The organism is Moorena sp. SIO1G6 (genome assembly GCF_010672795.1).
GTDB lineage: Bacteria > Cyanobacteriota > Cyanobacteriia > Cyanobacteriales > Coleofasciculaceae > Moorena > Moorena producens.
On the sequence record NZ_JAAHFZ010000068.1, the window covers coordinates 13,772 to 32,262 of the forward strand.

The window sequence follows — 18,491 nt, forward strand, 5'->3', positions numbered from 1 at the left end:
GCTGTCAGTTTATTTTATTCAAAAGCTGTTCGGTGTAGCATGCACTACGGGGATAAACTATTCCCATAGCTTGGCCACAGCCTTTGGCTGATACCTGATAGCAGATCAAGTAGCAGATCAAGTAGCGCACACTACTTGATCTGCTTATGGGCTATGGGTAAGCTACACTATGCTGACGGCTGAAGCTGACGGCTGAATACTGACGGCTGAATGCTAACGGCTGAATGCTGACGTTGTAAAGTAATCTAAAAATAGTTAGATGCTCAAAGAGCAGACACTAGCAGCTGTGTGATTCAAAGCAGGTTTATGATGCAATATCGAAGATTTGGGCGTACAGAATTACAGATGCCAGTCTTTTCCTGTGGTGGTATGCGATACCAGTTCAAGTGGCAGGATGTTCCCAAGGAGCAAATTCCCCAAGATCATCAACAGAATTTGGAAGCAACAATCCGCCGTTCTCTAGAGCTTGGCATTCATCACATAGAAACTGCTCGTGGCTACGGTACTTCTGAAATGCAATTAGGAGAGATTTTGCCAAAATTTCCCCGAGAACAACTGATTGTTCAGACTAAAGTTAATCCTAAGCCTGACCCCAAAGAATTTCGTCGTAAGTTTAATCAATCCCTAGCTTTATTACAACTTGACTATGTTGACCTACTGGGAATCCATGGGATTAATACCCCTGAGTTGCTAGATGATACTATCCGTCCTGGTGGTTATTTAGATGTAGCGCGACAGCTTAAAGCAGAGGGGAAGGTACGGTTTATTGGATTCTCGACTCATGGTCCTACAGATGTGATTGTTAAAACCATTGAAACGGACCAGTTTGACTACGTTAACTTGCACTGGTATTACATTAATCAGTTAAATTGGCCTGCCATTGAAGCCGCTACTCGTCACGATATGGGGGTGTTCATCATTAGCCCTTCCGATAAAGGGGGTATGCTCTATAAACCACCACAACGGTTAGTGGAACTTTGTGCTCCCCTTAGCCCAATGGTGTTTAATGATTTGTTTTGTTTGAGCCATCCCCAGGTGCATACGTTGAGTCTAGGGGCATCTCGACCATCAGATTTTGATGAACACCTTAAAGCTGTAGAACTTCTGGAGCGCTCAGAGGAAATATTACCGCCGATTTTAGAGCGTTTGGAGTCAGAAGCGATCGCAAAATTGGGAGAAGACTGGTTCCGAAGTTGGCACATTGGTTTACCCACCCATTCAGAAACTCCAGGGGGTATAAATATTCCAGTGATTTTGTGGTTGAGGAATTTAGCGATCGCTTACGATCTCGTAGAGTATGCGAAAATGCGCTACAACCTCTTAACTAATGGGGGTCACTGGTTTCCTGGTGCCCCAGCCAATCGGCTCAGAGAATTAGACCTGAGCCAATGTTTGCGTAACAGTCCTCATGCTGATCAAATACCAGCTTTTCTGGAAGATGCCCATAACTTATTAGGGGGTGAACCAGTCAAACGCCTCTCCCAACAATCATGAATAGGTTTGAAGCATATTGTTAATTGTTTGACACTCCCCGCCCTGGAAGGACGGGGATTCTTGTTTCAACGAGGTGACTTGTTATCCCTTGCCGGAGCCAGGAAAAATAGAGGTCTCCTCTCCCCAAGCGTAGTTGGTCTTTGAGCTAGGTTTCGGTGTGCCGGAGACGAAACCTTAGAAGAGTGGAGCCTTAATCATAAAGTTTTAACCAAAGGTGCGCTTTCCGTCGGCGAATTAAATTCGCCACGGGTCGCACCTCTTTTACCCATAGCCGACTAACCATAAAGGCTCCACTCTTCTTGCGGTAACTTCCCACCCCACCGTACCTTTTTTTTATATAGATAGATACTTTTTTTGATCTAATTTTTTCCTAGACGTTCAAGTCGTTAGACCCAATGGAGCAATATGTACGCTCTACATATTTTTTACGTTGCCTACTTATGATTAGATAGTATCTCTCTACTTTTAAAGTTTATTGTTTATGCTTTCATTATAGCACCAGGGTAAGCGCAAGAATCAATAAGCTGTAGCTTATTGAGAAAAAACTGGGTTCATTCTCAACTATTAAACTCTATTGAGAATAAAGTTCTACGAGATTATAGGGGTTTCGAGCCACGATCAACCGATATCCAGCCAATGCACATTATGGGCAATTTTTTCTTGCGCTTACCCTGATTATAGCACATCTCTTACAAACTTTCATTGAAAGCCGTCGAAGGAAGGACGGGGCTTTAAACCCAAAATTTTCGGTAACCATTAAGCTATCAGCTAATGCGCTACGCGCACGCTTGGCCTGTGGCCACGCTGCTTGAGGTGCGAACAGCTATCAGCTAATGCGCTACAGATGGTGCTACTTTCGGTGCTTATGGGCGATGGGCACGCTACTGTTCGCGCAGCGTGCCCATAGCGCAATCGGTGTTTTTGAATAAAATAAGCTGACTGCTGACCGCTGACTGCTGAATGCTTACTTAAGTGTTAAGTGTTAAGTGTTAAGTGTTAATTGGCTATCAACCTATAAAGATCCAGAAAGATAAGTATTCAACCTGACACGACTGTCCACTAACCCTAATTTTTTTGTGTAGATTTTTTAAGAACTTTCGGAATTTCTGTGATCACTCGTGAAGCAATCTGTGGTGGAGTCTCCCCAAAATCTTCACAGATGTGAAGGTCAGCTAATTCATAAAGACTCCGTCTTTGGTCAAGAATTTTCTGCAATTCTAAAGCAGGATCAGGTTTCTGTAGTAAGGGGCGAGTGGTATCCTCTTGCAAGCGTTCGATTAACATTGCCACAGGGACATCCAACCAGACCACCAGACCATAATGCAGATAACTCCAATTTTGGGGTTTAAGCACAATACCACCTCCTGTAGCAACGATCAATTGCTGATAAGCCGATAGTTGCGATAGTACCTGAGTCTCCAGTTGTCGAAAGGTTTCTTCTCCGTCCTCAGCAAATATCTCGTTAATCGTTTTACCTGCAATTTGCTCAATCAGGGCATCTGTATCACAAAAACCATAACCTAGCTCACTAGCTAGTAAACCTCCAACAGTAGTTTTGCCAGCGCCCATCATGCCAATCAGAAAAACATTGATGCCCTTCAACAAGTCATTCACGCATGCCCTCCCCGGTCTAATCAGTGATTACCCTTAGTTCACACTTAATCAACGGTACCACTCTAGGATTCCCACTGGGAGACAGCCTTTCACATTTATGTTATTATTCACAATAGCTTCATCTAAACTTCATCCCAACAAACCCGATGTAGCGTGGTTTTGGGGAGCCAGTGAGGCCACAGGGGGTGCCCACTGGGCTTACTAAGGTGCTCCCGCAAGCCTTAACACACAGGAACCTTGACCATGAGGGACTGGCGTGGTTTTCCCCATCTGGGACTGGATCTAGACAAAGGCAGCGTGGAAACCGTCATCATTTATGTGGCTATGTGGCGGAGGAAGCAAGACAAGGCGGTTTTAACCGCCGTCATTATAAAAGTAGCCAGAAGCTTAGGGTTAGGCTTAAGCCGACTAGGTAAGCGGTGTTTAAGCACCGTTTGCCTGGTGTACCTTTAGACTGAATACAAGTCCAAACTTGGCACGAGGGTAAAATAATCCCCGGTTCTCTAGACCAGGGAAACTCAAATATGTGTAACGCACAGTTTCTAATCCCTGGCATTTAACTACCTGATGAAGCAGCTGATTTCGGTGTCTCACAAAACTATCCCACTAGTGAAACAGATAGTTAAACCGATCTACTGGTTTTCACTAGTGGTCACTCCATCTAAAGTAGGGGTAACAAAGTAAATGTTGCTAATTCGTGACATTGTCAAACAAGCTCTCACCACCGGTTATCTTACCATAGAAGCCGAGGATAAATTACGCAGGATGCTCCATCAAAAACATAAAAAGTACGATTTGGCGGATCTCGATGCCTTTATGGCCTTACAGGAAGCTGCCATGACTGGTCGCGTGAGGCAACAATCTCGCGAACAAATGAATCATTAGCCAAATGGATAATTGACTAACTATCTAACAATAGCAGCCAAGGAGTGACCTTTCACTACCTTGGCTGCTATTGTTTGACTAGTAATAAACAAAGTCAACAGTGAGTTAGGATTGCTATATAACGTAATTAAACATTATTGACACACAAATATTGACACAAAAAGGGTTATTCAAAGTCTTCATCATCCTCAAACCCCCAGTCCTCTTCATCCTCTTCAGGCTGCTTAGCTACCGTCTTGTAAGGTGGATTAATTACTCGAAACTTGGCATCGTAAACTGTTTCGGATTTACCAACACCTGAATTTCCAGGTTTCCGATAACTATAGGAATACACAGAGTCGCTTTGATCACTACTTTCGAGTTCTTTGCTCAGGTCATAGCTAGTGGGATCCGCAATAGTTGTGTGTGAGGTCGAATCTTGCTTAACCCCTTGGCGACCTGATGAAACTCGATCTGAATCCTGATCTTTGTCAAAGTCCCAGTCTTTACTACTACTTTCTTCCCAATCCGAGACCGGATCATCTTTTGAGGTTTCTTTCGAGGCTGGACGCTCACGAGTTTTATGCTGCCTCGTCTGGGTTTGATTACTTTCGCGACGGCTATATTCAGAAAATAATGGCTCGTTGTCCGGTGGTTCAGAATTTCGACGAGAGTAACGCCAAGCCAGGTAATTGGGGAGTCGTAGGCTGATGCTGGTTAGAACTCCAGCTCCAACGGCACCAACAATCCACAAGGCTAGAGGTAGAGGTGGTGTCTTCATGCCTAGAAAGACCAACGGTAGCACTGGCAACCAATTATCGACAACAAACAGTGCCAATCCACCTATTACCAAACATAAGAATATAATAATCCTAAACATAAACCAAGGGCTTGAAGGTTACAGGTTAAAGGTTGCTTGAGGGGTGATGAAGATTGATCAGCATATGTCCGGCTCAAGGCAGAAACGTCTGACGATTTAGCCTCCTACTACTTCCTCTTTGAAATCTGCCCTATTTTCCCCATCTTTCCGATATCTTTATTTGCTTACCTATCATAATAACTATGTTGAAGCTAATCAGTACTTCTGCCCTGCCACCGTTTTAGGGGAATGCAGTCAATGTCTAACTGGTCTAAAGCACGAGCTACCACAAAATCCACCAAATCTTCGATGGTTTGAGGGTTATGGTACCAAGCCGGTATAGCTGGAACAATTCTAACTCCTGTTTCTGCTAACCTGGTAAGGTTACGCAGATGGATTAAGCTAAAGGGTGTTTCACGAGGTACGATTACTAGCTTACGCCCTTCTTTAATTTGAACATCTGCTGAACGCTCCAGCAGGTCAGTACTGAAGCCCGCAGCCATTTTTGCTACGGTATTCATACTACAGGGCATGATCACCATTCCTAAAGTACGGAAAGAACCACTAGCAATGCTGGCTCCCACATCCCCCCACCGATGACAAATGAGTTTGCCCCCCTGATCGACTGCTGCTTGCTCACGCCAGAATTGTTCTTGTAGATCGGGTTCTAGAGGCATGCGAATATTTTGCTCTGCCTGCCAAACCATATAGGTATATTTTGAGGCCACCAGCTCAATAGCATAGTCAGCCTCTAGTAAATATTTTAAAGCCCGTACAGCATAGATTAGCCCAGATGCACCGGTGACACCAAGAATTAAAGGAGTTGTCATTAGTTGTGATTAGTCAGTAGTAAAATCATGTCCGGTGTCATGTAAGCATTCAGCTATCAGCTATCAGCTAATAGCTTAAATTGTTAATTAACAAAAAGGAATCAACCCTATTAGAATCAAGCATATTATACAGCGTTTTTCATAACTATGAGGTAAACAAGTTTTTTTTCCTGTTCCCTGTTCCCTGCTCCGAAGTCCCTGCTCCGAAGTCCCTGCTCCCTAAAACCGATAAGTTTGTACCTCACCGAATTTAAAACCGCTGTAAGTGATTAACCGGACTTAATATCATTTCATTAGTAGTGAGTGGTTAGTGGTTAGTGGTTAGTTAACCTTCTAGTAACCTACTAACCACTCACGAATAACTTACTCCTCTAAATCTTCGTTACTAGCAAAACTACCACCGCTTACGGTTACCAGGTCAATTTGTTGACGGTAATAATCCACACTCTTGACTTGGACTTCGACGCGATCGCCTAATCGATAGGCAGTGCGATTTTTGCGACCGACTAGGCAGGCGTGACGGGAGCGATACTCGTACCAGTCATCCTTGAGAGAGCTAACATGAACCAATCCTTCTACTAACAAGTCTTCAATTTCGACAAAAAAGCCGTAGGATTGAACCCCAGTAATCAGACCGCTGAAGATATCTCCTGTACGCTCTTTCATCTGTTCAGCTTTCTTTAAGCCCTGTAAATCCATCTCTGCATCCATGGTGATTTTTTCACGGTCATTGAGATGGGGAATTAATGTAGTTAACTGATTTTCTAACTCTTGGTGAATTTCTGGTGGTAAAACATTCCAGTTTATATTACCTTGACAGCTGCTATGATTCAGATTTACCCGGTCTTTGGAACGGGTAGAACGACGGTCTCTTCCTTTTTCAAATACCAAATGCAGTAACTGTTGTACCCATAAATCCCCATAGCGCCTCAGTGGTGATACTCCGTGAGTATAGCCAGTATCCAATGCTAGACCAAAGTGCGATCCTGGTTTAGAACTATAACCTGTTGGTTTTAAGGTTGATAACAACAAATAGATCAATACTTTAGGTGCTATGGATTTGGCAAATAGCTGGGTAAAGCCTTGATAGTCTTGAGGGGTAATAGTTTCCTCTTGCTCAAGCTGCATATCATGCTCTAGATTCATGCCCAACCTCATCAAATCCTGAAGCCCATCCCAATCCGGTAGCCCCTGGACACAGTAAATCCCTGGCAAAGTTAGGGCTTGGATGTGGGTAGCTATTGCTTGATTGGCTAAGATCACTAATTCCTTCAACAAAGACTGCATTGGTACTGTTGAAGAAACCTCCAGAGCCCCCACTCTCCCTTCATCTTTATAGGGGTATGGAATCTGGGACAAATTTAGGTCAAAGGCACCCCGCTGCTTTCGTTGCGCCCTGACTGCTGGACTCAAGGTAAAAAACAGTTCCTTGAGTATGTCCACCACAGGTGCCAATTCTGAGTCAGCTTCCTCATGTCCCCCCAGAAGGGATTGAGCCTGCTCATAACTGAGCTGGTAGTGTACCTGGGTTATGGACGGTTGAATCTGATATTCTACTACCTTACCAGCTTCGTCTAGAGTGAGTAGTACGGAGATGGTTAAGCGGTCTTGACCTGGTACTAGGGAACAAAGCTGGGTAACGGCGTCCGGTAGTAAAGGCAATATCACATCGGACAGATAAACTGCTGTACCCCTTTTTCTGGCTTCATCCGCCAAGGGAGAGTCTGGAGGGACAAAGTAAGCCACATCAGCAATATGTATCCCCAGTTGCCACTGATTTGCTTCAGTTTTTTCTAGAGTAAAGGCGTTTTCTACAACTACCTTTTCTGAGTTAGCTAGCTTATCTTCAATGATAATGGTTAGAACCTTTCGCAAATCTAGGCGCTCGCTATAGTCGGATTTTTTCAGCTTTTTCGGTAAGTTATCAGCGGCTAGAAGTACCTCATCAGGGAAGTTAGAGCGTAAATCGTGCTTGCAACAGACAATGTCGGTGTCAGCGGCATCTTCTGCATCACTTCCTAAAATACGGGCAACTTTTCCAAGGGGAGGGTTTTGTCCTAGGGGGTAGCGTAGCACTTCTACATGAACCAGATGCTCCACTGCTTTTTGTAAGATTTCCTGATCTGGTTCAAGATCTAGTTCAAACAAGAGTCGGTCATCAAGGGGAAAGGCTCGGTAACCATTACCAGTTTCCTTGACTCGCGCTAGCACTGAAGGATTTACCCGTTCCAGAATTAACCGCACTTCTCCTTCAGGAGAGCGGCGTCGGCTACCTTCTTTGGTAACTTTGACTAGGACGCGATCGCCATTCCAGGCAGTACTCAGATTACTCTCCCGAATGTAAATATCATCGGCTCCCTCGACTTCTTGGATGGCAAAACAAAAGCCTTTACTGGAACACCGCAGCTTGGCTTCCACCACGTCTTCTTCGTAAACACGCCGATACCTGCCGCGATCTTTAACCAGAATTCCTAATTTTTCCAGTACATCCAGGGAAATCTGGAGTTTTTTGAGACTGTCTTTGTCTTGGCAACCAAGTTTTTTTTCTAAGACTTTGGGTGCCACTAGTTTATCATCAGTAAAATTAGAAAGTAATGTAGCGATTGAAAATTCCATCCAACAATCCTTTTCGTCTGATCGTGGTTTTTGCTTGTTGCCCTTAAGAGCATGCGATCGCATTGGTAGGACAGTCCCTGATGCGATCGGGTCATCGGCTGAACATTGAAAGGCAAGCCAGGTGTACACTTCTCCAGCAGCAGAGAATAGTGCATCAGTAATCCCGGGTAGCTGAACTTGTTCCACCCCTTGTGTTTCTTTCCCAGGAAAGGGTATCCACTGATGGTTTGCCTAAACTGGTTAACCGACTCTGTTGTTTTTGTTCCGAAGCAAGACTAAGGTCAGGGTAACTTTTTAGGCTAATGACTCACCTAACAAAGCCTGCGGGATTTTTGAGATTGAGGTTGGTCAATAGCCAGTGATTCAAACGCCATGGCACCTTCTTTGAGTTACGGTTTGAGGAACCTAGGACGATTGTTTCGTTGGCGAAGTTATCATCAAACGGGTAACTAACAGGCAGTTATGTATAAGAAGCAACCGATTCAAAGAGTGAGTTTCTCCAATGCCACCCAGAATATTCGGCTAAAACTCTTATGTTCAGACACTGCAATAATCGGAACCATTACGCTTCCTGGTAACTTAGTCCCCTTGCTTTGCCGATGCTTTAGCCCCTGGGGCAAAAGAGAAGCTAGCCAACGTCTGGTCAGCCTCGGAACTGTGTTCAAATTCCCCAGTTATATCTACTACTAGTCTACGTGACATACTCCTACACTAACTCTTCGAGTTCAGTGTAGGCTTCTTGCCAACTCCACCCAACGGTTAGGATACTCGGCAAGCTTTATTAACGACACGAGATGCCCCTCCGCGCCGGAACAATACAAAAAAGTTCTATTTTTAGCAAGTAGGTGGCGGTTAGCTCTTAATTTCATTACCCTACTATGTTCATTATAGATGATCACAAAGTATAAAAGTTCTTATCCGCCATTCATGTCACGCCGACATGCAAGTTCGGACGTGGGGCATAAGAGCAGATTAAGCTAAAAGGCTACGGACTACATCAGCAGATGACAGCTCTTGTGGAAGATAGTAGGTGTGGGCAACGAGGGGAACTTGGAGGTTTACCCGCCCTCTGATTTCCTATTCCTAGAGCGCCTGGAAAAAAGGAACTTTAGTTGTACTTGGCTGTACTGCTCCACTGGATCAGGAACAGAACAGAAATTCCTTTCTCCTAGGTCTGTTGAAGATTGTAACCACAGAATACTTTCACTAAGATGACCATTTTTGAGCGAGCTTACCAAATATAGTTTTATTGTATCATGTTTTATTGTACATCAACGGGAGTAGAGAATCGGGAACAAATGTTCCGGTGATCCGTAGATATGCTGTTCCGTTGTCTTGATGCAGCGCGGTCATGGGGGAAACCACGCCAGTTGCTCATGGGGGGAACCCCCAAGACCGCACTGGCTCCCCAAGACCGCGCTGCATCGCTTGCTACAGTTTTCGGGTAAAGCTATGCTATGATATAATGCTTAGATTTGGGCAGGAAATGGTTTTATGTTTACTCAGTTCCGAGATCGTTATCCTCAAGGCAGCTTGATCAGCGATCTTTTAGCAATTGACCATGGTCAGTACATAGTACGTTGCTCAGTTAAAGTTGAGGGTACCATCTTGGTCACCGGTCTAGCTGCTGCCCAAACCGTTGAATTAGCAGAAGACCAAGCCAGACTTAGAGCTTTAGCTGCTTTAGGCATGGATAGCACCAAAGGGATTGATCAAAACAAGGATATTCCCAGAGCAAAGCGTGAGGTAAATCTGCCGCTGCAACCATTGCCTCGCTATGATGTTGGCTCGACCTCAGCAAGTCAGGAACAGACTCAACCCAATCATCATTTTACTCAAGCTAGTCGAACCAGTGACACCAGTAGTTACTCTTTCTCAGAGTCAAGAGCTAGAGAGGTTAGGGAAACCGCTGCCAATATCCCATCAGTAGAACCAGTAAGGAACTTTAGCAATGATTCCTTCTCAAGGGAAGTAGAGACCACTGTGCCAGCTGACATCCCTAAGAAGAGGGAGCCAATTAGCTACCAGACCTCACCACCTGATCCTCCAGTTCAGTCATATTCTCAAAATACCATGGAGACTAACACCAGTGACATGGGATCATTGAGTTCTGGGATTATTGACCATTCTGACATCATTACTAAAACTAATGTAGAAATGAAGCGTCTGGGTTGGACAACTCAACAGGGGAAAGACTATCTTCTACAAACTTACGGTAAGCGATCGCGTCAGCTGCTTAGTGACAAAGAATTAATGTCTTTTCTGGAATATCTAGAATCTCAGCCCGTACCTTCAGATTCGTAAGTTATTAGCTATAGGAAAGGGAATCGGGCATCGGGCATCGGGCATCGGAACCCACCCCTAACCCCTCCCAGGAGGGGTTAGGGAATCGGGAATCGGGAATCGGGAATCGGGCATCGGTAAAACATCCTGTGTAACTCATAGTTATCAAAAACGCTGTCAGTAAAATTAGATCAACAACAAAAGCGATGCTCAGCCAATAGTATCGCTTTTTTTTATTAATATTAAATCGTAAACTCTCAGCTCTCAGCTCTCAGCTCTCAGCTCTCAGCTCTCAGCTCTCAGCTCTCAGCTCTTAGCTCTCAGCTCTCAGCTCTCAGCTCTCAGCTCTCAGCTCTCAGCTCTCAGCTCTTAGCTCTCAGCTTATTAGCACGCTACGCGAACATCTTTTGAATAAAATGGGCTTTTACCTAGACTTTAAATTCTCATTAATCTATCAATATTAAATTCTTACTAAATAGGTTAATTTTAAACTGAATGCTGATAGCTGAAGGCTGTTCACGTAGCGTGCGCATAGCGCTTAAGCTTAGCTTTTAAATTAATTGCAACTTCTCCATAAAACCCCCAAAAAAAAGTTTTTTTAAAACCCTTGACAAATTAATATATAATCATTATGATTATATATATAACGTCGAGTTCAAAAATTAAAACATGTCAACAGAATTTAACCCAAACCTAAAAAAATACCCTGTTGAGCACACTCTGAAAGGCTCTCGTAAAGCAGTAACCTATAGCATGCACACCCTCTATGTATTTGGGTATGCAGAGATTTGCGAGTGGAGTCCTCTGGAGCCGACGGAGGTTCCAGGGGAAGTGAGGACTACCATGATGAAGTATTGGCTGTTGCCATAACACGTTGTCTTGATGCAGTCGCTCATGGGGGAAACCACGCCAGTTGCTCATGGGGGGAACCCCCAAGACCGCACTGGCTCCCCAAGACCGCGCTGCATCGCTAAATTTCTGGGGGGGTTTCCCCCCTTGCAAAGGCTCCTGGTCTTTTCGCGTAGCGTGGCCTTTGGCCAATAAAATAAGATCACATCAGGTTTGGTTTGGAATCTGACTGACATGACAATTTCAATCCACTTACTGTGGTATTGAAAAAGCCGTAGACATAATATCTACGGCTATTTTTTTTATTTTTAGACTTATATTTTTTGTAAGCATTCAGCGGTCAGCCGTCAGCGGTCAGCCGTCAGCGGTCAGCCGTCAGCGGTCAGCCGTCAGCGGTCAGCCGTCAGCCGTCAGCCTTCAGCCGTCAGCCTTCAGCTGACGTAACAGAGATTAAAGCAATGCTTACTTGTTTTATTCAAAAGCTGTGCGCGTAGCGCATAAGCTGATAGCTGAAAGCTGAAAGCTGAAAGCTGAAAGCTGATCGCTGATCGCTGATCGCTGAAAGCTGAAAGCTGATCGCTGATCGCTGATCGCTTATCTTGCCTTTTTCTCAAAATATCTTACTAATCAAACCTGGTAAATCCTTACATATAGTTACCATATTAGCAGTAGGAGACAAAGCAGCAGCAGTTCCCATGAGTATTTTCATCGCCTTCTTAACTACTTTCTTCACAGCACCATCTTCGGAATTAGTTAAACCAGAAGCGATCGCTTCAATTTGTTCTAGGGCTTCTGCTTTGTCTTCGTCATCCAAATCTTCTGCTAAGACTGCGCTTTGCAGTTGACTGAGTAATTCCTTCAGTTGTTTTTTATCAGGCTCAGGCTCAAAGCTAGGTAACTGGTTGATAGTATTAGCAACTGTACCACTAATCTCACCTAAGTTAAACGCACCAGCAAAACTATTTGTTACTGTAGCGTTATCCGATATATTTATATTTTGACTTTTATCGTTGATATTAGCCATGATTTCAGAATAATCTCCAGAAATATTACCGTGTTGTGATAATAGCAATACTAATTTTTGAATATCGCCTTTAAACTGAATGGATTGATTACTATCTTGTGGATCGTTAGATACTAACTTGTTCAAATCTATTATATCACCAAGTAAACTCAAAACATTCACCATCTCATAGCTTGTTTGACATTGAATGGTGTCTTGCTGGTCTTCTATAAATTTTAGCAATGTTTCAAAGGGATAAGAATGTGGCGACTGACTGTCTTTACACTTATGGCAATTACAAGGTATTAATTTACTGCACTTCAATCGCTTATAAGAATGATTAATTTTATCTAGTTCGTGAGCAACTATAGTTAATAATCCCCGCTTATCTCTACCAGTAACCCTAATTTTAATCTCCCGTTTACCGTAATATTCAATCACTTCAGCTTTGGTGTTGTCCTTAGTTAAGATGACGCCACTTTTCCAAACGTATTGTTGTTGGTCAATATACTGGTGCATCACCACAATCAAGCGAGTGATAATACCCTTGGGCATAAAATCCGGATAAGTGTAGCGTAAAATCAGATTGTGGGATGGATCCCAGTCATAGTCTGGTTGATTATCGCTGAGGAGTTGAGGGGCGATAAACGTATCTTTGCTGTCAGGAATTTCATAGCAAAGTTGGAATTTCTTCATTAGTTCTAGTAATTCTCCTCTGGTAGAGGCATACTTGTCCTCTTGCCAAATCCCTTTTAAATCGTTGCGGGTAAACTTTCCTTTGTTATTTTTAACGTCATGATTATCCAGCACGTTGTAAACCGCATCGGTACCCCATTCTGGTTTAATAATGACTATTTTATATAACAAGGAATCTTCTTGATCCTGGAAATGAAGACATACTCCTAAATCGTGGAGATATCCGCTTAACTGTAATTTATCTTCTAGTAGAGTAAATCCATTGGTTTCACAGATATCTAGAAATTTATCAAGAGAGATATAATTACGGGAATCGTTTTCTAAGGCTTGACGCACCATTACCCAGGTTTTCGGTAATGGTTGTCCGACGTGAGGTAAATTTTGAATGTAATATTGAATAGCAGCGATAATCTCTGCTAACCCTCGGTTAGTTTTGAGGTTAGTAGCGAGAGTGGCTTGGAGATTGGTAAACTTTCCTCGCAAAGTTCTTTCGTTAATGTCCCTGCGGCGGTCTTGTTTCTCGTTTTTAATAATCAACAGGGGGCTATTATCACTAAATTGTTCTACAATATTTAGCCAATAATCAAAATCCGTATCTTCTTTACGACTATCCGTAACCAAAATATAGAGAGAACGTTTACTTAAAAAAAACTGATGGGTGGCATGATAAATTTCTTGCCCGCCAAAATCCCAAATATTGACGTTAAATTCTCGTACGTTATCTAGAGGAAAACTCCATTTGATAACATCAATGCCTTCTGTAGACTGTTGATTGTCTTGGAGTTGGTATTGGGGGTCTTGAATTTTTTTAGCTAAACTAGTTTTGCCTGCTCCGGCCTCGCCCACAATCAACAACTTAGCTTCATAGATATAATCTTTTCCTTCTTGTTTTAATTGCCGAAAATATTGTTTAATAGAACCTACCCCTTTACTGACAACTTCTGGCGGTGGAACAACCAGGGGATTTTCCGATAACTCTAGCTGGGTTAAATTAGAGAGATTTCCAAAAGATTCGGGCAGGGTGGTTAGTTGATTATTCCATAAATGTAGCCTGGTTAAATTGGATAGATTCCCAAGAGATTCCGGCAGAGTTGTTAGTTGATTACCCGATAAATGTAGCCTAATTAAATTGGATAGATTCCCAAGAGATTCCGGCAGAGTTGTTAGTTGATTATTCCATAACTCTAACCTGATTAAATTGGATAGATTCCCAAGAGATTCCGGCAGAGTTATTAGTTGATTATTCCATAATTCTAGTCTGGTTAAATTGGATAGATTCCCAAGAGATTCCGGGAGGTTTGTTAGTTGATTGGTCTCTAAATTTAGATCGGTTAAATTGGATAGATTCCCAAGAGATTCTGGTAAATTTATTAGTTGATTGAAGGATAAATATAGATGAGTTAAATTGGATAGATTCCCAATAGACTCTGGAAGGTTGGTTAGTTGATTGAAGGATAAATATAGATGAGTTAAATTGAATAAATTACCAATATACTCCGGAATTTTATCTATTTTGTTATACTTTAATTTTAATACTTTAATTTGTTTGAGTTCAAAAACTTCCTCTGGTATCTTGGTCAATGGTTGGGATCGATCTGAAACTAAATTAACGAAAAGTTTTAATATTGTATTATCTGAGTAATTACTCAAATCTAGGATTTCAAGGTTTTTTTCCCTGGCTTCTTGGATTTTTTCTTGGAAGCGTTTTGGAATACTATCTTCGCTCATATAGAAATTGTTATTTGGGTGAGTTACAAAGCTTATGGTTTTAATAAGGCAATAGGCTTTTCAGGTAATCAGCGTCAAAAAACACTGTACCTCATAAGTACGATATATGCGCTGTATTATCCCTGACCCAACACATCTATTTTAATCTTTCCTATAGAAAAGTGATGTCGCATTACTGCTTAAATGCAACAATAAGTATTTATACTTAAAAATCTTGGGGAAAGAATTTCCTTCTTTGATTCAGCAATACAAAAAATCCGGCGTTGCTGAATTAAGGAATGAATGTGCGATCATTTGGTTTTATTAAAGCCCCCTAAATCCCCCAATTCTGGGGGACTTTGATAGTTTTGTTCCCCCCAGAATTGGGGGGCTAGGGGGGCAAAACCATACGCATAATCAGCAACGCCAAAAATCCGGTGTTGCATAAATGCAAGATGATGTGAATAGTTTTGTGGAATGAGCATCATGGTGAAATGAGCATCATGGTGGAATGAGCATCATGGTGGAATGGGCATCTTGCCCGTTTCATTTCCGGAGCGACTGTCCCAACACTGGCTACCGATACAATCAGCTTTTTGGTGGTGCGTTACGGGGCGGACTATCCCAACCTTGGCTACGACACGAAACATAATGGCAAGTCCGCCCCTAACACACCCTACGCAACTTGTGTGGAATGGGCAACTTGTGTGGAAGGAGCATCTTAGTGGAATGGGCATCTTGCCCGTTTCCAACACTCCCGATTCCCGATTCCCGATTCCCGATTCCCGATTCCCGACCCCCCACACTTACTTTGGTCAGATCCTCTAGGATGACAGATGAAGCAGGAAAGTCCTATCGTGAGGGTAAAGCTAGAGCTATATTCCTTCCGGATTAGTCTCAGTAGTTGCGTAACCTGTAGATTCAAATTAAGCTAATTGTTCTTTGAGGCTGTACCGTGCCTAAATCTATTCCATTACTATCTATTCTTGTTGTCATGGGTTTGATGAGTTGGTCAGCACCAGTTGCTGGACAAGCACTCATTCCCTATACCCTAAAATTGGATTCAGAGGAACTCGAACAGCAGGGCTTAACTCTGGCTCAGGAGGCCATTCAGTTAGTCCGCTTTCAACAATACGACCTGGCCCTGCCTAAGGCCAAGTTAGCCACTCAACTTGCCCCCAACACCTATCAAACCTGGTTTATCTTGGGAACCTTGTACGTACAATCCCAAGAGTTGGATCAAGGCATTGAAGCCTTGCAAAAGTCTTACTCTCTGGCACCAGATGAGGCTGGAGTGCTGTTCACCTTGGGGTCAGCCTATTTTCAAAAAAGCGAGTATAGAAAAGCGATCGCTCAGTTGAAAGCGGGATTAAAACTCAAACCCGATGTGCCAGAAGCCCTGTTTGACTTGGGCAATTCTTACTATATGCTCAATCAGTATAGTGAAGCAATCGATGCTTACAACAAAGCTGTTGACCAAGACAAAAGCTTTTGGCCTGCCATCAACAACATTGGGTTGGTCAACTATGAACAAGGAGATGTGGAGAGTGCCATTAAACAATGGGAAGCAGCCATAGGGATTGATAAAGAGGCGGCAGAACCTCAACTTGCGATCGCTGTGGCTCTGTATGCCCAAGGGGATATCGAAAAGGGACTGTTAATGGGAGAAGCGGCAATCCGCCTAGATAGCCGCTATGCTAACTTAGAGTTTCTTAAGGAAAACTTGTGGGGTAAACGCCTGCTTTCTGAAACCAAAAAGTTTCTGGAAAATCCCAGAATCCAAGCCACCATTATCCAGGGTGAAGGTATACCCTAAGTAGCTCAACTCCACCTGTCATGGGTGACTTCTAAAAATAGTGCTTGATCTCTATCAATTGCCAATAGGGGAGGGATGGCAGCCAAATATGGGCAATCATCTCAAGGGCGGTGGTTTTAAGATTGGCAATTTTCAAGAAAGGAATTTAATTGTCCTGGGGTAGTAGAGCCATGATTTGATCAACAAACTGTTGATGGTCAACAACGGGTTTGGAGATGTAGTCATCGGCACCACTTTGCTTAAGAAATTTTTCTCTATCCCCTTCCATCGCATGAGCAGTGACCAGAATAATGGGCAGTTTAGAGGTATCAGCATCAGCCTTAAGCATTTGGGTAATCTTAATGCCGTCTACTGATTGACCCTGATAAACACTATGAGCTAGGGAAACATCCATCAAGATAATGTCTGGCTCCCCAGCTTGGGCTAGCTGCATTACTTCTTCTACATCTTCAGTATGCTTTACATTCAAACCGCCCCGCTTAGTGAGAATCTTGGCAAAAACACGAGCATTAATCGGATCATCTTCGACAATCAGAACGGTTTTCATGGGCGTTGCATCAAGAGAGTCATTTTTGGCAAAAGAGTCATTTGATCATAAGTTTGACAGGGAATCTGTCATTTTGCTATTTCAAATTCAAGATGTCATCTTCCCAAGTCTACTTTCCCCACATCCTTAGCTAACTAGTAATGTTCATGGGACTAATACAGGTGATAGGCTGCTTAATACCAGGGAAGCTGACGCTCCTGGCAAAAGCCAACCCACACTGCATCCAAATTTACATTGTAGTGTCTTGGGGACAGTGGAACGGCTTGCTGGAAGCGAAGCTTCTGGCTGGTTAAGCTTGAGCCTGTTTCTTTGAGTCATTTAGCTAAGCAACACTATCTTAAGGCGGGAAATCGGCTTTGGAACCAGATGCTCAAATTTTATGGTGTAAGCATTCAGCCGTCAGCCCTCAGCCCTCAGCCGTCAGCCCTCAGCCGTCAGCCCTCAGCTAACGTAACTCAGCATTATTCCAATGCTTACCTGTTGTCTTGATGCAAAGCGCGAGTGGGGAGGGGCTGCGTGGGTCACCTGCGTCCGCACCTTGAAAGCCCCGTGGAAACCCCCGCAGGTCGGCGCTCCATCGCTTATTCAAAAGCACCTCAAGTAGCGTGCGCATTAGCGGAAAGCTGAAAGCTGATAGCGGAAAGCTGATAGCGGAAAGCTGATAGCTGAAAGCTGAAAGCGGAAAGCTGATAGCTGAATACTTAACTTAGGGTGAGCTAGTGTCTGTGTTTTTCTATATGCATCACCTATATGCATCAATAGTCACGCTGGTTAAGCTGGATGCTAGAGCAGATGGAAAGATCAAGGGGACTTGATTAGGTGAAGAAGACATTCTCTTCTCCTTATTTTTCCGATCTTTTCGAGTACCGTAGCCTTAACGAGCGTGCAATTTCCCTATACCCTAAACCCCGATCACCCTGTCAACTACCGCACACTGACCCGATGCGGGTACAGTGTGGGCTTGAATAAAGCCTGTTGACCAGACGGCCTTAAAAATAAGCGCAGCCGTTAGTACCAAGAGTTAAAGTTCGTACCTTGGAATGCGTGCCAGTTCCAAGCTCTACAACCGGGTGATTAAACAGGCCATTCGGGAAAGCCAGTGTGATCCGGAAAGTACCGAGTACTAACACCGTCTAGGCAAACCTTACCAAGAAATTGAGAGTTACGTCCTGATAAATATTTTTTTCGACATATTTGACATTTTCCGACATCTTGTTGGATAATCTAACTTTACTGAACAAGATGTGTCAATGAATGAACAAATTAAATATGTTCCTCCCCGAGTCGCTGCTACCAGGCTCGGGGTCAGTACC

18 protein-coding genes are annotated in these 18,491 nt (G+C 43.4%); 8 read left to right on the forward strand and 10 right to left on the reverse strand.

All coding sequences use genetic code 11. The annotated features are described in order from the left end of the window. Positions 1-309: 309 nt before the first annotated feature. Positions 310-1,494, forward strand: a complete 1,185-nt coding sequence (locus F6K63_RS32040; protein ID WP_008190635.1) for an aldo/keto reductase — start codon at positions 310-312, stop codon at positions 1,492-1,494. A gap of 1,065 nt (positions 1,495-2,559) precedes the next feature. Here the strand turns inward: F6K63_RS32040 and F6K63_RS32045 are convergent. Continuing rightward, entirely contained in the window at positions 2,560-3,108 is a 549-nt protein-coding gene (locus F6K63_RS32045; protein WP_008190629.1) for a shikimate kinase, read from the reverse strand. 243 nt (positions 3,109-3,351) lie between these two features. Here F6K63_RS32045 and F6K63_RS32050 point away from each other — a divergent pair, with 243 nt between their 5' ends. Then, positions 3,352-3,561 (forward strand): hypothetical protein, encoded by a 210-nt coding sequence (locus F6K63_RS32050; protein WP_008190626.1) that lies wholly within the window; start codon positions 3,352-3,354, stop codon positions 3,559-3,561. Between the two features lie 231 nt (positions 3,562-3,792). Then, a complete protein-coding gene (locus tag F6K63_RS32055) occupies positions 3,793-3,993 on the forward strand; it encodes a hypothetical protein (RefSeq protein WP_008190624.1) in 201 nt (66 codons plus the stop codon). Between the two features lie 166 nt (positions 3,994-4,159). On the opposite strand, the gene F6K63_RS32060 is transcribed toward F6K63_RS32055, so the two are convergent. The 4 genes from F6K63_RS32060 to F6K63_RS32075 form a co-directional block, all read right to left on the reverse strand. Next, a complete protein-coding gene (locus F6K63_RS32060) occupies positions 4,160-4,810 on the reverse strand; it encodes a hypothetical protein (protein WP_081431888.1) in 651 nt (216 codons plus the stop codon). A 233-nt stretch (positions 4,811-5,043) separates the two neighbouring features. Then, positions 5,044-5,661 (reverse strand): flavin prenyltransferase UbiX, encoded by a 618-nt coding sequence (locus F6K63_RS32065; RefSeq protein WP_287314327.1) that lies wholly within the window; start codon positions 5,659-5,661, stop codon positions 5,044-5,046. 363 nt (positions 5,662-6,024) lie between these two features. Then, complete coding sequence (locus tag F6K63_RS32070) at positions 6,025-8,277, reverse strand: ribonuclease R family protein (RefSeq protein WP_044495596.1); 2,253 nt, start codon at positions 8,275-8,277, stop codon at positions 6,025-6,027. A gap of 579 nt (positions 8,278-8,856) precedes the next feature. Next, entirely contained in the window at positions 8,857-8,979 is a 123-nt protein-coding gene (locus F6K63_RS32075; RefSeq protein WP_267872120.1) for a hypothetical protein, read from the reverse strand. 792 nt (positions 8,980-9,771) lie between these two features. Here F6K63_RS32075 and F6K63_RS32080 point away from each other — a divergent pair. Continuing rightward, positions 9,772-10,581 (forward strand): slr1353 family protein, encoded by an 810-nt coding sequence (locus tag F6K63_RS32080; protein ID WP_008190615.1) that lies wholly within the window; start codon positions 9,772-9,774, stop codon positions 10,579-10,581. Positions 10,582-10,585: 4 nt separating this feature from the next. Here F6K63_RS32080 and F6K63_RS32085 read toward each other — a convergent pair whose 3' ends face one another. Next, a complete protein-coding gene (locus F6K63_RS32085) occupies positions 10,586-10,720 on the reverse strand; it encodes a hypothetical protein (protein ID WP_267872119.1) in 135 nt (44 codons plus the stop codon). Positions 10,721-11,229: 509 nt separating this feature from the next. Here F6K63_RS32085 and F6K63_RS32090 point away from each other — a divergent pair. Then, on the forward strand, positions 11,230-11,430 hold the full coding sequence (locus tag F6K63_RS32090) for a hypothetical protein (RefSeq protein WP_287253711.1): 201 nt from the start codon (positions 11,230-11,232) through the stop codon (positions 11,428-11,430). 47 nt (positions 11,431-11,477) lie between these two features. Here the strand turns inward: F6K63_RS32090 and F6K63_RS32095 are convergent, their stop codons facing one another. The 3 genes from F6K63_RS32095 to F6K63_RS32105 form a co-directional block, all read right to left on the reverse strand. Continuing rightward, positions 11,478-11,645: a hypothetical protein gene (locus F6K63_RS32095; protein WP_154659975.1), complete on the reverse strand. Its 168-nt coding sequence runs from the start codon at positions 11,643-11,645 to the stop codon at positions 11,478-11,480. 374 nt (positions 11,646-12,019) lie between these two features. Beyond that, positions 12,020-14,836, reverse strand: coding sequence for a COR domain-containing protein (locus F6K63_RS32100; RefSeq protein ID WP_287314329.1), 2,817 nt, complete (start codon positions 14,834-14,836; stop codon positions 12,020-12,022). Positions 14,837-15,333: 497 nt separating this feature from the next. Further along, the gene (locus F6K63_RS32105) at positions 15,334-15,465 is read right to left on the reverse strand and encodes a hypothetical protein (RefSeq protein ID WP_287314331.1); all 132 of its coding nucleotides are present in this window, start codon (positions 15,463-15,465) and stop codon (positions 15,334-15,336) included. A 1-nt stretch (position 15,466) separates the two neighbouring features. Between F6K63_RS32105 and F6K63_RS32110 the strand changes: the two genes are divergently transcribed. Together F6K63_RS32110 and F6K63_RS32115 are read left to right on the forward strand one after the other, a co-directional pair. After that, positions 15,467-15,643: a hypothetical protein gene (locus F6K63_RS32110; protein WP_287314333.1), complete on the forward strand. Its 177-nt coding sequence runs from the start codon at positions 15,467-15,469 to the stop codon at positions 15,641-15,643. Positions 15,644-15,770: 127 nt separating this feature from the next. Then, entirely contained in the window at positions 15,771-16,631 is an 861-nt protein-coding gene (locus F6K63_RS32115; protein WP_044495524.1) for a tetratricopeptide repeat protein, read from the forward strand. A gap of 145 nt (positions 16,632-16,776) precedes the next feature. On the opposite strand, the gene F6K63_RS32120 is transcribed toward F6K63_RS32115, so the two are convergent. Then, on the reverse strand, positions 16,777-17,178 hold the full coding sequence (locus F6K63_RS32120) for a response regulator (protein WP_008190602.1): 402 nt from the start codon (positions 17,176-17,178) through the stop codon (positions 16,777-16,779). A 309-nt stretch (positions 17,179-17,487) separates the two neighbouring features. Between F6K63_RS32120 and F6K63_RS32125 the strand changes: the two genes are divergently transcribed. Beyond that, positions 17,488-17,667 (forward strand): hypothetical protein, encoded by a 180-nt coding sequence (locus F6K63_RS32125; protein ID WP_287314335.1) that lies wholly within the window; start codon positions 17,488-17,490, stop codon positions 17,665-17,667. Positions 17,668-18,491 lie beyond the last annotated feature (824 nt).